17 protein-coding genes are annotated in these 13249 nt (G+C 58.4%); 8 read left to right on the forward strand and 9 right to left on the reverse strand.

Annotated features, from left to right (window positions below; all coding sequences use genetic code 11):
• Positions 1-468 precede the first annotated feature (468 nt).
• Together J7E24_RS17155 and J7E24_RS17160 are read right to left on the reverse strand one after the other, a co-directional pair.
• Positions 469-1413, reverse strand: coding sequence for a VOC family protein (locus J7E24_RS17155; protein ID WP_215139343.1), 945 nt, complete (start codon positions 1411-1413; stop codon positions 469-471).
• A gap of 152 nt (positions 1414-1565) precedes the next feature.
• On the reverse strand, positions 1566-2201 hold the full coding sequence (locus J7E24_RS17160) for a trimeric intracellular cation channel family protein (RefSeq protein ID WP_215139344.1): 636 nt from the start codon (positions 2199-2201) through the stop codon (positions 1566-1568).
• Between the two features lie 78 nt (positions 2202-2279).
• On the opposite strand from J7E24_RS17160, the gene J7E24_RS17165 reads away from it, so the two are divergent.
• The 5 genes from J7E24_RS17165 to J7E24_RS17180 all read left to right on the forward strand — a co-directional run bounded on the left by J7E24_RS17165 (position 2280) and on the right by J7E24_RS17180 (position 4965).
• Positions 2280-2651 carry a hypothetical protein gene (locus tag J7E24_RS17165; RefSeq protein ID WP_215139345.1) on the forward strand — a complete coding sequence of 124 codons (372 nt, stop codon included), beginning with the start codon at positions 2280-2282 and terminating at the stop codon, positions 2649-2651.
• Positions 2632-3237: an IS630 family transposase gene (locus J7E24_RS17170; protein ID WP_215139346.1), complete on the forward strand. Its 606-nt coding sequence runs from the start codon at positions 2632-2634 to the stop codon at positions 3235-3237. The genes J7E24_RS17165 and J7E24_RS17170 overlap by 20 nt, the downstream gene beginning before the upstream one ends.
• A gap of 271 nt (positions 3238-3508) precedes the next feature.
• Positions 3509-4111, forward strand: a complete 603-nt coding sequence (locus tag J7E24_RS17715; RefSeq protein ID WP_251047258.1) for a calcium:proton antiporter — start codon at positions 3509-3511, stop codon at positions 4109-4111.
• 10 nt (positions 4112-4121) lie between these two features.
• Positions 4122-4592, forward strand: coding sequence for a hypothetical protein (locus tag J7E24_RS17720; protein ID WP_251047259.1), 471 nt, complete (start codon positions 4122-4124; stop codon positions 4590-4592).
• Positions 4593-4791: 199 nt separating this feature from the next.
• Positions 4792-4965, forward strand: coding sequence for a hypothetical protein (locus J7E24_RS17180; RefSeq protein WP_215139347.1), 174 nt, complete (start codon positions 4792-4794; stop codon positions 4963-4965).
• 84 nt (positions 4966-5049) lie between these two features.
• Here J7E24_RS17180 and J7E24_RS17185 read toward each other — a convergent pair whose 3' ends face one another.
• The 5 genes from J7E24_RS17185 to J7E24_RS17205 all read right to left on the reverse strand — a co-directional run bounded on the left by J7E24_RS17185 (position 5050) and on the right by J7E24_RS17205 (position 9438).
• Positions 5050-5730: a sterol desaturase family protein gene (locus tag J7E24_RS17185; RefSeq protein WP_215139348.1), complete on the reverse strand. Its 681-nt coding sequence runs from the start codon at positions 5728-5730 to the stop codon at positions 5050-5052.
• 63 nt (positions 5731-5793) lie between these two features.
• Positions 5794-6315, reverse strand: a complete 522-nt coding sequence (locus tag J7E24_RS17190) for a shikimate kinase (RefSeq protein ID WP_215139349.1) — start codon at positions 6313-6315, stop codon at positions 5794-5796.
• 133 nt (positions 6316-6448) lie between these two features.
• Positions 6449-7507, reverse strand: coding sequence for an ABC transporter permease (locus J7E24_RS17195; RefSeq protein WP_215139350.1), 1059 nt, complete (start codon positions 7505-7507; stop codon positions 6449-6451).
• 104 nt (positions 7508-7611) lie between these two features.
• Positions 7612-8718 carry a BT_3928 family protein gene (locus J7E24_RS17200; protein WP_215139351.1) on the reverse strand — a complete coding sequence of 369 codons (1107 nt, stop codon included), beginning with the start codon at positions 8716-8718 and terminating at the stop codon, positions 7612-7614.
• A gap of 174 nt (positions 8719-8892) precedes the next feature.
• A complete protein-coding gene (locus J7E24_RS17205; RefSeq protein WP_215139352.1) occupies positions 8893-9438 on the reverse strand; it encodes a DUF1599 domain-containing protein in 546 nt (181 codons plus the stop codon).
• A gap of 183 nt (positions 9439-9621) precedes the next feature.
• Here J7E24_RS17205 and folP point away from each other — a divergent pair, with 183 nt between their 5' ends.
• From folP to J7E24_RS17220, 3 genes are read left to right on the forward strand one after another with little or no spacing between them, the layout of a single operon-like run.
• On the forward strand, positions 9622-10503 hold the full coding sequence (gene folP / locus J7E24_RS17210; protein ID WP_215139353.1) for a dihydropteroate synthase: 882 nt from the start codon (positions 9622-9624) through the stop codon (positions 10501-10503).
• Complete coding sequence (gene cdaA / locus J7E24_RS17215) at positions 10500-11342, forward strand: diadenylate cyclase CdaA (protein ID WP_215139354.1); 843 nt, start codon at positions 10500-10502, stop codon at positions 11340-11342. Before folP ends, cdaA begins: the two co-directional genes overlap by 4 nt.
• A gap of 33 nt (positions 11343-11375) precedes the next feature.
• The gene (locus J7E24_RS17220; RefSeq protein WP_215139355.1) at positions 11376-11807 is read left to right on the forward strand and encodes a hypothetical protein; all 432 of its coding nucleotides are present in this window, start codon (positions 11376-11378) and stop codon (positions 11805-11807) included.
• A 158-nt stretch (positions 11808-11965) separates the two neighbouring features.
• On the opposite strand, the gene J7E24_RS17225 is transcribed toward J7E24_RS17220, so the two are convergent.
• Entirely contained in the window at positions 11966-12394 is a 429-nt protein-coding gene (locus J7E24_RS17225; RefSeq protein ID WP_215139356.1) for a hypothetical protein, read from the reverse strand.
• Between the two features lie 82 nt (positions 12395-12476).
• A complete protein-coding gene (locus J7E24_RS17230; protein WP_215139357.1) occupies positions 12477-13199 on the reverse strand; it encodes an IS630 family transposase in 723 nt (240 codons plus the stop codon).
• Between the last annotated feature and the right edge of the window lie 50 nt (positions 13200-13249).

Below are 13249 nucleotides of genomic sequence, written 5' to 3' on the forward strand. Positions count from 1 at the left end.
ACGCTTAGCCACACGCTACGATAAGCTAGACCGCACGTTTGACTCCTTTATCTGTCTGCGAGTTATGACGCTTTACCTTAATTGAGAACAGCTCCTAGGGCAGGGACCATAGCGAAAGTCAGAGAAACACCTACTACTATCCGGGGACCATAAGGCAGCAGCTATTTAAGCGAAAGACAAGCGTCCTTCTGTATCCTCAGCTGGCCGAGGCCGATTAGCAGGGTTACTGTCTGTTGCGGCGCATAGCGCGCTGGCACGGACAGGAAACCTTGGGGAATACCGGCGGGCGTACGCGGCCATGACGACTTTGTGGTCATCAACGGCCGGCTGAGCGACTGGGAGCGCAATATTCTGGGGGCCTTCCACCGGCTTCTCGACAAAGCCTCATTCCAGAAAGTAGATAAGGTCGCCCTGTTGGCCGAGTTGTCCTAGCAAGGATGTTCTTTCAGCCCAGCAACTGAAGCTGCCTTATGAAGCTGCGGAAGTTTCCGGGAGTAGCCTCACCCTGATACCCCAGGGGTCGGTGGCCTCAGGCCCAGCCGGGGTGTGCTCCACCGAATAGCCGGCCTTTTGCAGACGCACCGTTGCCGCCGCCACGCTCGCGGCATCGGGCAGTATCAAGTCCCAATGTAGCAGGCGTGCGTCCTGGTCGGTGGCTACGGACGACCCAGCAGCCCAGACGTTGAGTCCCAGATGGTGATGATAGCCACCGGCCGACACAAACAGCGCCCCTGGCAGGCTCCAGGTGACTTTATCAAAGCCCAGGGCCGCATGATAGAAGGCCTCGGCCTGGGCCAGGTCACCGGTGTAGAAATGTAGATGGCCGAGGGTAGTCCCGGCCGGCAGCCCCTGCCAAGGCGCATCTCCGGCAGCGCGGAGCACGGCAGGTGTATCGAGCGGGTCCAGCGCGCTTTGAATTTCGCCCTGTGCGCTCACCTGCCATTCGTTGCGGGGCCGGTCGCGGTATACTTCCACCGTGATGCCGTCGGGGTCGACCAGATAAGTAGCTTCGCTGTAGGCGTGATCTGACGAGCCCACTTGTACGCCCAGACTATTCACATGCCGCATGAAACGGCCTAGATCAGCTCGGGTGGGCAGCAGCACGGCTAGGTGGTAAAGGCCCAGGAGGCCGCGACGCGGTACAGGCCGCACCCCGGGCTGCTCCTCCAATACCAGCAACACATCGTCGCGGCCCGCTGCGCCCAGCTCGGCGCTGGCCATGTGGGCTTCAGTACGTGGCCGTAGGCGTAGGCGGCGGAAGCCCAGTACACTTTCGTAAAAGGCCAGCGAAGCTGGCAAGTCGTTCACTTGCAGGGCAACGGTACCAATGCGCAAACTAGCCGGAAGGCGTTCAGGCGGGTGAATGCCGATGCTTTCAGCTGGCAGGGAGGGGTAGGGAAGCAAGTGGGGCATCATGGATATCAGGCGGAAATAAGTGCTGGAAGAGTTGTTAGATACTAGCGACGATGACGGCGTTTTGGAAGTGAGGAAAATGTCAGACAGAGAATTGCATTTATTAACAATTTATTCGGCTTGCTTATTTTTTTGATATGGGTTGGCGGTAGCTATGGTTTATCACCTTTGTCTACGTATTTAGTCCCAGGCGAGTTTAGTATAGGCAAATTGATGTGAAAATTCACTGCTACCACCCTGATAATTATGACCACTGAGGCAGCAATTAATTCGGCTGCACCCGTGATAATATTTAAATACAAGCACATAAAATAAACCGCTCCGCCAATTATACAGGCTAACGCGTAAATATCTCTCCGTAGTAGAAGTGGTACTTCATTCAACAGCACATCTCTAATAAGCCCCCCAACGGAACCGGTAATAGCGCCCATAACGATGCAAATCCAAAAAGGCAGGTGCGCGGCAAGGCTTTTGCTGATTCCCACTATCGTGAATAATCCTAGTCCGACCGCATCAAACAGGAACAGGGCACTTCCTAATTTAAAGATTCTGTTTTTAAGCAGTAGTGTTGCGAGCAGAGCGCCCCCCGTGGTAAGAAAGTATTTACTATCCAGCATCCAGAACGGCGTAACATCAAGCAGCAAATCCCGGAGAGTGCCGCCGCCAATTGCCGTTACCAAGCCAATTATATAAGCGCCAAACCAATCCACCTGCTTGCCCGAAGCCAACCGGATGCCGCTGATGGCAAATGCAAAGGTTCCAATTAAGTCGAGTACGTTTAGTAGCATAATTTCGAAACAGTCTCGATTTTATAGCGGTTTCGTGAACAGTTCGGTTCTTTTGTTTTACGTCTCGTAAGGGTTTGTATGCATGCTTACTCACCTGATTTACGTACCCGCGTGGCGGCCGCTTGTCGCGAGCCCAACGCGCGCCAAATTCATGTGGCCAAACGCTTCGGCGTAAGCCGCTCGTTCGTGGGCGACCTGTTACGGCGCGAACGGGAAACCGGCTCGCTGGCGCCCAAACCGGCCAGTGGCGGTCCGGAGCGCTTGCTCTCGGCCGACGACCAGGCTTGGCTCGTGGCCTACGTGGGCGCGCACGCCGACGCCACGCTGGCCGAAGTGGGGCATGCCTGGCAACAGCATGCGGGCCGTTCCGTTTGCCAGACCTGCATTTGGGACGTACTCAACGAGCACGGGCTACGCCGTAAAAAAAAGTTTGCACGCCACAGAGCGTGATACGCCCCGCGTGCGCACGGCCCGCGCCGCGCACGTTGCCCGGGTCTGCACCCGGCCTGATGTGGCCCGCTTTCACTTTCTCGACGAGACGGCTCTGCGCCTAGACTACACCCGCCGTTACGCCCGGGCCAGCGGCGGGCAGCGGGTAGGCGGGGCCGTCCCGCTGAACCGGGGGAAGTCACTGACGCTGATCGGGGCCTTGTCGGTCAGGGGCTTAGGGGCCGTGCAGGTGCTGGAGGGCGCGTTGAATCAGCACCGCTTTGCCTGGTATGTGACCGAGTGTCTGGCTCCCACGTTGCGGCGGGGCGATGTGCTGGTGCTCGATAACGCGTCGGCCCATAAACTCGATGGCGTAAAACAGTGGTTGGCCGAGCGGGGCGTGGAGCTACTATTTCTGCCGCCTTACTCGCCCGACTTTAATCCGGTGGAGCAGGCCTGGAGCAAGCTCAAAACCAAGCTGCGGGCAGCCCAGGCCCGCAGCCGCGAGGCGTTAACCGAGGCGCTGCAAGAAGCCATTAACTGGATTAGCAGCGCCGATGCGCTCGGCTGGTTTGACCACTGTGGCTATCACGCCACCACGGGCTGAAAAACAACCGAACCGTTCACGAAACTGCTATATCACAGACCTGTAAAACAAGGTCGTTTTATTTTCGCGCATATCGGCCCCGCCGCGCACAGCTAATCCGATGCTGGTCCTAATGACGCCTCTGAGGAGTACTTGACTTTACTGTAGCCAGGAACATGAGACAGGCAACAGCCTTATCCGCTGTACGTAAGTGGAGGATCAGCCGGACGAGGCAACTGAGCGGTTGGGCAGGCGGGGTTGGCGGCATACAGTAACTTTTACCCCCATTCGAATGAAGTTTACTTTCCCTCTGCCACTCTGGACCGTGCTAGTACCGGTTGTAGCCTGGTTATCCTACGTGGGGTTGTTACTTGGCTGGGACGGTGCGTATCTGCTTGCAGTGGCGATAGTACTGATGGCCAGCGTACTAGCGGCCGTATATCATGCCGAGGTTGTGGCGCACCGGGTAGGAGAGCCTTTCGGCACCTTGGTGCTAGCCCTAGCCGTGACCATTATTGAGGTTTCGCTTATCGTGTCGCTGATGCTGGCTGGTGGCCCCGATACTACGGCACTGGCCCGCGATACAGTATTTGCCGCCGTCATGATTATCCTGACCGGCATCGTGGGCCTGTGCTTATTAGCGGGCGGGGTTCACCATAGAGAACAGATGTTTGGACAGCAGGGAGTAACGGCAGCGCTGACTACGCTGACGGCCATTTTAGTGTTGACCTTAATCCTGCCTAATTATACCACCAGCATCGCGGGACCGGTGTATAATTATCTGCAGTTGGGCTTTATATCGACGGTTTCTCTGGTGCTCTACGGCACGTTCATTCTCGTTGCAGACAGTCCGGCATCGGGACTTCTTTTTGCCCCCGACGGCTTCCGTCGATAAAGACACCCACATGGCTCCCCCCTCGGCGAAAGTAGCCGGCTTGAGCGTCTTTTTGTTGCTCGCCTGCCTGGGCATCGTTGTCCTGCTGGCAAAAGCACTGTCGCCGGCTATTGAGGCCGGCGTAGCTAGTGTGGGAGCTCCGAAGTCGTTGGTGGGCGTGATTATTGCCGCGGTAGTGCTGTTGCCCGAAGCGCTGGCTGCTTGGCGGGCGGCCCGCAACAACCGCTTGCAAACCAGTCTCAACTTGGCCCTGGGCTCGGCCCTTGCCAGCATCGGGCTAACTATCCCGGCCGTCTCTATTATGTCCTTCGTCACCGGCCTCACGATTACGCTTGGTATTGACTTAAAATCTATTGTGTTACTGAGCCTATCGCTTATCACTATTATACTTTCGCTTTCCACCGGCCGCACAAACGTGCTGCACGGCGTCGTACTGCTGGTCATATTCGCGGTTTATCTGTTCACAACTGTTGTTCCGTAGCATTGCCTACGAAGCGGCTGAGATGGTGCCAGCGGGCAGTTGCTGTTCATTGCCGCACACAACGATCTGCCACATGAAGGCAGCACCCTCACTGTGACTTTCGGGCGGTGCTGAACCAACCTTTTGCCAGCCACCACAGTACAGCCACCCAGAACCGAATACTCGGAAACGCCCCATTTACTCTCTCCTCCCCCCTGCCATGAATACCTTCCGCTTTCCCCTCTCGGCGGCCCTACTGGTGCTGCTTACTTTCTCGCTGAGCAGCTGCGACGCCATTGGCACCATCTTTAAGGCCGGAGCCTGGACAGCCCTGATCGGCATGTTTCTGTTGGTGTTGCTGCTCTGGTTTATCGTGCGCAAGATGCGTAGGTAATTAGTTGTTCGGATACTTAAAACAGAAAGGCCACTCCTTGCGGAGCGGCCTTTCTGTTTTGGCGGCAAAACCAATCAGAATAGCTTATTTACTCTTCTTATCGGGCATGGTGCCTACAATGTGGTCCCAGAGGGTGGTGCTGACGCCAAAAGCAATTTCGTCCTGCTTGTAGTGATGCATGGCGTGGTGATGCCACCAGAACTTGAGGAAATTTTTCGGTGGGGCATATACGTGTAGCGCGTAATGCACGAACAGGTAAAGTGCATAGCCAAACACGAAGCCGGCCAGTACGCCGAAACCGGCGTTGCCCAGCGTAAACCGGAAAATAAAGAACAGCAACGACGCCACGAACACCGTCAGGATAGGCGGCATAGCCAGGCGGGTCTTGTCCTTGGGAAACTCGTGGTGCACCCCGTGCATGGTGTACTGAAACTTGGCGCGGGCCGGAGTGCTGGTGTCGATGTGGTATACATAGCGGTGCATCAGGTACTCAGCCAGCGTAAAGAGCAGCCAGCCGGCCAGAAACAGCCCAAACGCCGACAGCCCCGTCAGCAGGCCGCGGCTCAGGCTGTAATACAGGCTCACGGCCGCTACGGAGAAAAAGATGGTGAGCGGCCCCGCAATGTGCGTGTGCGTCATGCGCTCCAGCACCGGGTTTTTAAACAGGCGGGCGGAGCCCTTGTGCTTGGGCTTGATGGCGTCGGGCGTTTTGACCGGCGTTACCAGCGGGGCGTTAATTTCCGCGGTTTCGGGGACAGTATTCATACCAGTAAGCAATAGTGAAGCGCAAAAATACACAAACCCCACGCAAAGACGGGTTTCGCATACTCAGGCAGTAGTAGAATAGCGGGCTACCAGCCGCCGAACGACTTCGGGCGAGCAGGTGGGCGCGGTGCAGCGCAACGGAGCGCGCTCGTAAAACCGCTGCCGGGCAGCTAAGGTTTCACGCAGGCGTACTTCAAGCGCGGCCGCATCGGGGGCGGTAGCCAGCAGCGGACGAGCCGAGGCCGCCTGCTGCAGGCGGCGGACGAGTTCGGGTACTGGTACGGCCAAGTAAAGCGTCAGGCCGGTTTCGAGCAGCAACTCCAGGTTTTGGTGGAAGCAGGGAGTGCCGCCGCCGGTAGCCAGCACCAGGGCCGGGTAGCGGGCCAGCACGGCGCGCAACGCATCGGCCTCGCACTGGCGGAAATACTCCTCGCCTTGCCCGACAAACAGCTCCGAAATGCTGCACTGCTCCCGCTCCACGATTTCCGCATCCAAATCAACAAACGGCACTCCGTAGCTCTGGGCCAGGCTCCGGCCTAACGTGGTTTTGCCCGCCCCGGGCATGCCAATCAGGTATAAGCGCATAGGTATAGTTGAATGTGCGTAGAGTATAGCGCGAAGCTCCAGCTTCGCGCATCGTTGCTGACGGCCGCGCCGTGTATAATCGGGCAAGGATGCGTGAAGCTGGAGCTTCGCGCTACACTCTACGCCACCAGCCCTATCCCAGCTTCACGCGCGGGTCGAGCAGCGCGTAGAAAATATCGACCATGATATTGACCAGCACGAACAGCGCGGCAATAAACACGGTGGCGCCCATTACCACCGGGAAATCGAGGTTTTCGACGGCCCGCAGCGTGACGGTACCCAGGCCTTTCCAGTTGAAGATGTACTCGATGAAGAAGGCGCCCGCCATAAGCGAAGCCAGCCAGCCCGATACGGCCGTTACCACCGGGTTCAGCGCGTTTTTAAGCGCGTGGCCCATCACCACCCGGTACTCCGACAGGCCCTTGGCCCGGGCGGTGCGAATGTAATCCTGGCCGAGCACATCGAGCATAGAGGAACGGGTGAGCTGCACGATGATGGCCAGCGGCCGCACGCCCAGCGCCAGGGTCGGCAGCAACAGGTTTTTAAGCACCAGATGGCGGCCCGTGAAGGGGTCGGTTTCGTAGAGCTGGCCCGTGAGGTTGAGGCCGGTGTACTCGCTCCAGTAGTAGCCAAACGTGATGGCCACCAGAATACCCGCCACGAACGAGGGCACCGATATGCCCAGAATGGAAGTCGAAACCAAGGTGCGGTCGAGCCAGGTGTGGGCCCGCAGCGCAGCTACCATGCCCAGCGCAATGCCTACCACCGTGGCCAGCAGCATGGCCGCCAGCGCCAGCCAGAGCGTACCGGTAAAATGGTCGAGCAAAATGCTGAGCACCTCCTTATTACTCTGGAAAGACCGGCGCAGGTACGGTGCTTTCAGTACCAGGGCCCGCTCGGAGCCCAGCGGCAGCAGCGTGAGGCCCCCGTAGCGGGCTACGCCGGCCGAGTCGCGCGGGTGCAGGCCCAGCGGCGACACATCGTTGAGGTAGCCCAGCAGCTGGCCGGGCAGGGGCTGGTCGAGGCCCAGGTCGGCGGCAATGGCGGCGCGGGTGGCGGCGTCGGAGCGTTGGCCGGCCAGCAGCGCCACTGGGTCGCCGGGCAGCACCTGAAACAGGAAAAACACCGTGCAGGCCACGCCCGCCAGCACCAGTACCCCCTGCCACAACCTGCTCAGAATAAAACGAATCATTGCTTTTTAGTTGTCAGTTGCCAGTGATTAGTTGTCAGTTATTCGTTGTCAGTTGTCAGGAGAACGAATAACTGACAACTAATCACTGGCAACTGACAACTAAATCAGAGGGCTTCTTCCAGCTTGCTGGCTTCGGGAATATCGTGGTAGTGGTACTTGCTGATTACTACGCCGTTTTGCAGCAGAATCAGGCCCGGATTGGAGCGAATCATGGACTTGAGCACGGTGGCGTCGGCGAAGTAGTAGGTGCCCGACAGGTTTACGTCGTGGCGGAAGGTATCGAACTGCTGGGGGCTGCTGCTGGTGATAATCAGCGGTTTGATCTGGCTACGCGACTTGGCGGCGGCTTCGAGCAGCAGGTTAAACTCCTTGAACCGGTCACGGTCGGCGTCGTTCACGTTCTGCACAATCAACAGCAGCTTGTTGCCCGTCAGCACTTCTTGGGTGTGGTCGGTGCCTTCGGCGTCGAAAATGGCAAAATCGGTGATGATGGGGCGGCTGGCTTCGGGGTTGAGCACTTCCATGCTCTTGTATTTCCAGGTCGAATCGGTGGGATAGTCGGTGAAGGTTTTACTTTCGCCGTTGCGCTCCATCACGTACTGGTAGCGGGCCTGCTCGCGGGGCTTCATCAGCTGCCCAATGTCGTTACCCACCTTGTAGGGCAGAAAATCGAAGTAGGGCAAGTGGCCCAGCGCCCGCACCCCAATACCAATGGCCACGGCCGAGGCAATGGTGATGTACATGACGCCCAGCGTGCCACGGGCAAACACCCGGCGCAGGTACCGCTCGTTCAGGAACACCACGGCCCACAGGCCCAGCAGCACCATATCCTTGGCAAACGACTGCCAGGGCGTGAGCTTGATAAAGTCGCCGAAGCAGCCGCAGTCGGTTACCTTATTGAAGGCAGCCGAGTAAAAGGTGAGGAAGCCGAAGAACACCAGCAGCCCCAGCAGCACCCACAGCGTTTGGCGCAGCATCCAGCGCAGCAGCACGGCCACGCCCAGTACCACTTCGAGGGAGCTGAGCAGGATGCTTAGCAGCCGGGTATGCGGAACGAAGAACTTGAAAAACGAGCCAAAGTCGCGCGAGAAAACCTCGAAATACTCCTCCAGCTTCAGGGCCGTACCCACCGGGTCGTTGAGCTTGATGAGGCCCGAGAAAATAAATACCGCGCCCAGCAGCAGCCAGCAGATTCGGGTAAGTTGTTTCATGGTGGGATGTTGGAGTCAGGGAAGTACGCAAAGATGCGGCTTAGATTCGGGTTTGTGTAGGGGTGGGGCCTGCAGTTGCCTGCCCTCGAACAGAGCCGCTGGTTGAAACCGTTGCACGAGTCGGGCGGGTGTCGTTCGGGCGGCGGGCGGGGACAAGCCCTGCCCCTACGTCGTTCAATCTCCGAAGCCCATTTTAATGAGCACAAACACGGCGTAGTTGAGCATGTCGCGGTAGTTGGCCTCCACCCCTTCCGACACTTTGGTGTGGCCACCCAGGTCCTCAATCTGCTTGGTGCGGTGCAGCTTCATCAGGATGATGTCGGTGATGCTTTCGATGCGCATCTGCCGCCAGGCTTCGCCGTAATCGTGGTTTTTGGCAAACAGCAGCAGCCGGTTTTCCTGCACCTGCTCGTCGTAGGCGTGGGCTACGGCGGCGGCCTCCAGGTCGAGGGGCGCGTCGGCCGGCAGCCGTTGCTGCATCAGGGCAATTACGCAGTAGTTGACGATGGCCACGAACTCGTCCTGCACGCCGTCGGCTACCAGCTGGGTGCCTTTCTCCTGAATGCTGCGGATGCGCTGGGCCTTGATGTATAACTGGTCGGTGATGCTGGGCAGGCGCAGGATGCGCCAGGCCGTGCCGTAGTCGTGGGTTTTGGCCAGAAACAGCGTCCGGCACTGCGCAATCACCCGGTCGTATTGCAGCTGAGTTTGATTCTCCAAGTTTTTGCGGCTATTTTGTTGCTGGGGACTTAGAGTTTTAGCAGAACGTCATTCAGAGCGCAGCGAAGAATCTTGCGTGGGGTTGTTAAGCGGCTGTCATTCAACGAGCCCGAGCGAGATTCTTCGCTACGCTCTGAATGACGTTCCTCTCCAAGTCCCTAATTCCCTAAAAACCCCAAAGCTATGCAAGATATATGCTTTTCGCCGGCCCAAACCCTGCGCTGCCCCGGTGGGCGGGTGCTCGATTTGCGCCACCCGCGGGTGATGGGCATCCTTAACCTGACGCCCGACTCGTTCTATGCCGGCAGCCGCGTGGCCTCCGAAACCGAGCTGCTGCGCCGGGCCGAAGCTATGCTGACGGCCGGAGCCGCCGTGCTCGACCTGGGCGGCTACTCCTCGCGCCCCGGGGCCGAAGATATTTCTATAGACGAAGAAAAGTACCGCCTGCTGCCGGCCCTGGAGGCTGTGCGGCGCGCATTTCCCGAGGCATTTCTGTCGGTTGATACGTTTCGGGCCGAAGTGGCCGTTGAAGCCGTAGCCGCCGGCGCCGACATCCTCAACGACATCAGTGGCGGCACCCTCGACGCCGAAATGCTGCCCACCGCCGGCCGGCTGGGCGTGCCCTACATTCTGATGCACCTGCGCGGCACCCCCCAAACCATGACCCGGCAGACCCACTACGAAGACGACCTGGTGCTGGAGCTGATCCGGTATTTTCGCGATAAGCTGGCCACGCTGCGTACCCACGGCGTAACCGACGTGGTGCTCGACCCCGGTTTCGGGTTTGCCAAAACGCCGGCCCAAAGCCACGAGCTGTTGCGGCGGCTGCCCGAGCTGCACCTGCTACAGCTGCCCATACTGGCGGGCCTCTCGCGCAAAAGCATGGTGTACAAGCCGCTGGGCCTGCAGCCCGAGGCGGCGCTGGCCGGCACTATTGCCCTCAACACCCTGGCGCTACGCGGCGGAGCGCGGCTGTTGCGCGTCCACGATGTAGCCGAAGCCGTACAAACTATTCAGCTTGTGTCGAATACCTTTCTGCCCACTCCTACCCCGATTTCCCCGTGATTGGCTCCTTCTCCGTTGGCTTCCTGAGCATCGGCTGGATTGACGTCGTGGACGTACTGCTGGTCACGACGCTGTTTTATCAGCTATATAAGCTGCTCAGGGGCAGCGTTGCGCTCAAGGTGTTCTTGGGCTTTATGTCGCTCTACCTGTTTTATCTGGTAGTGAAGGCAGCCGGCATGGAGCTGCTGACCAGCATTCTGGGGCAGTTTATGAGCGTGGGTGTGCTGGCCGGCATCATTCTGTTTCAGCAGGAAATCCGGCGGTTTCTGCTTAGTGTGGGCAAGGCCACTTCGTTTGGCAGCCGGCTGCGCGTGTTTCCGTGGCGTCGCGAAGCCGGCACCGACCGCATGAACGTAACGCCCTTTATCGAGGCGGCCAAAAGCCTGTCGGGCAAGGAAACCGGGGCCCTGATTGCCTTCAGCCTGGCATCCGACCTCAAGTTTTTCGCCGATTCGGGCGACCTGCTCGATGCGGCCGTAAGCAAGCGGCTGCTGCTCAGCATTTTCAACAAAACCAGCCCCCTGCACGACGGAGCTGTTATCATTGCCAACGGCCGCATCAAGGCGGCCCGCTGCATATTGCCGGTAAGTGAAAACCCCGATGTACCCGCCTCCATGGGCCTGCGCCACCGTGCCGCTATCGGCCTGACGGAGGTTACCGACGCCGTGGTGCTAGTGGTGAGCGAGGAAACGGGCCAGATTTCGCTGGTGCGCGGCGGCGAGGTGTTCCGCAACCTGACGGGCTCCGACCTGCGCGCCCGACTCAACGAGTTGCTCTTCGATGCCGAAGCCCGGCAAACGGCTGCCCCAGCCGCTGCCGCCGATGTAGCGGCGGCGTAACCTTAAAAATCGATAAAAACCATCTTTACTTCCATGAAAAAAAAAGCGACTCTTTCTCTGTTGACCGTACTGTTCTGTGTGATTGGCAGCTTTTCTCAATCAAACCCGACCTCCAGTATAGTCGGTTCATGGCACATCACCCTTACCAGTACTGAGAATTACTGCAGTGGACCAGCAGGAATCCAGGAATTTCCAACAGGTAAACCCGAGAAACAAACTTGGACTATTTCTCAGGATCAGGATGTATATACTTTGTCTACACCAGGGATGGTTGACTTAAAGGGAAACCTTAAGGACGGTCAATTTTACTTTAACCGTTTTTCATCTGGCACAGATCCTGAACCGGCAAGGCAAGTGGTGTTCACCATCGGTACAGATGACAAATTGATCGGGAAGGTTAATTTGGCTCCTAAAGCTGAGACTGGTATCTGTATTATTCGGTACAGTTTTACCGGCAAGAAATAATCTTGTTTTGTAAAATACACCTTTAGGCCCAGTGAGGTGTTCCGCAACCTGACGGGCTCCGACCTGCGCGCCCGGCTCAACGAGCTACTTTTCGATGCCGAAGCCCGACAGACCGCTACCCCCGCCGCTGCCGCCGATGTAGCGGCGGCGTAGCAACACTAGTCTTTCGGCCCTTCGGAGACCCGGGCCGGCGCGGCTGGCTCCGCTTTCAGCCACTTGTACGCAGCCTCCGCATCCAAAAAAGTATCAATGAGCGGACGGCTTACCTGGGCCAGCACCTTATGCACATCGATGCGGGCCTGCAGGTTATCGGGCATTACCCAGGCCGCCGCCAACACGCCGGCATCGGCCACCTGCGGCATAAAACCATTGGCAATCCAGTGGGTCAGCTCGCTCCAGCCATTCTCATCGAGCGTGGAGTCGTTAAGAACCCGGGTGGCCTGCGTGAGCCGGATTTTTTCCAGCACCTCCATAATGCAGGTTTTTTCGTCGCTGGTATTGTGCGAGCCCCGCCAGAGCAGGTGCAGCCAGTCGTTGGCCTCATCGTAGCTGATAACGAGGCGAGGGGTTTCAAGCAGGGTTTCCATAGCGGGGAAGAAGGGCAGAGGGCAGTTGAATGAACTAAATGTACCATTCATCTGCCGCACTATTTTTGCCCGGCTTAAGTAGTCATGCAAAAGTAATCGTGTATTGTTTGCCGACGTTTGTCAAGACGTCTTCAAGTCGTTGGAGCAGGCTTTGGTCGGTGGCATAATCTTGTGGTCTTATCCAGTAGTGCTTGCAGCGGTGCCAGAGCAATTCGATGTGGTTGAGTTCGGGACTGTAAGGGGGCAAAAACAACAGGCTCAGGCCTGCCGCTGCCCACTGTTTGTGGCAGGCCTGCACCACGTGGGCTTTGTGAATGGAGGCGTTGTCAAGCACCAGCACCGTAGGACCGCTGAGCGTTTGACAGAAGTCGTGGACAGCCAGCACAAACAAGTCGGCTGTCAGGCTGCCTTCGCGCAGATAGGCTTGCACGGGCTGGCCTGGCACATGCGCCTGCCAGAAGCCCAGCACCGAGTGCCCGCCCCGTCCGCGCACGGCTGGCAGGCACACCGGCGGCTGGCCGCGCCGCTGCCAGGCGTAGGGCACGGGGGCCTGGCGCGAGAACCGGCACTCATCCACGTAGACCACGGCCAGTTCCCCGCGCGACTCCGCTCGGTGCAACTGGTGCAACTGCTGCTGGGTCTGGGCAAACAAGTCGGCGTCGCGTTGTTGGCGTAAGCTGCGGCGGCAGCGTTTCCAGCGGTAGCCTGCTCGACGAGCCAGCCGCCGTAAGGTGCTTATGTGTAACTTGATACCCCAGGCCCGGCGGATATCGGGCAGCCAGTGGCGCAGTTGTTGGGTGGCCATACCCAGCCAGGCAACTACTTTTTTTTAACAGCCGACGGCAATTTGGTGGG

This window comes from Hymenobacter sp. ISL-91, from assembly GCF_018613725.1.
In the GTDB taxonomy this organism is placed as follows: Bacteria; Bacteroidota; Bacteroidia; order Cytophagales; family Hymenobacteraceae; genus Hymenobacter.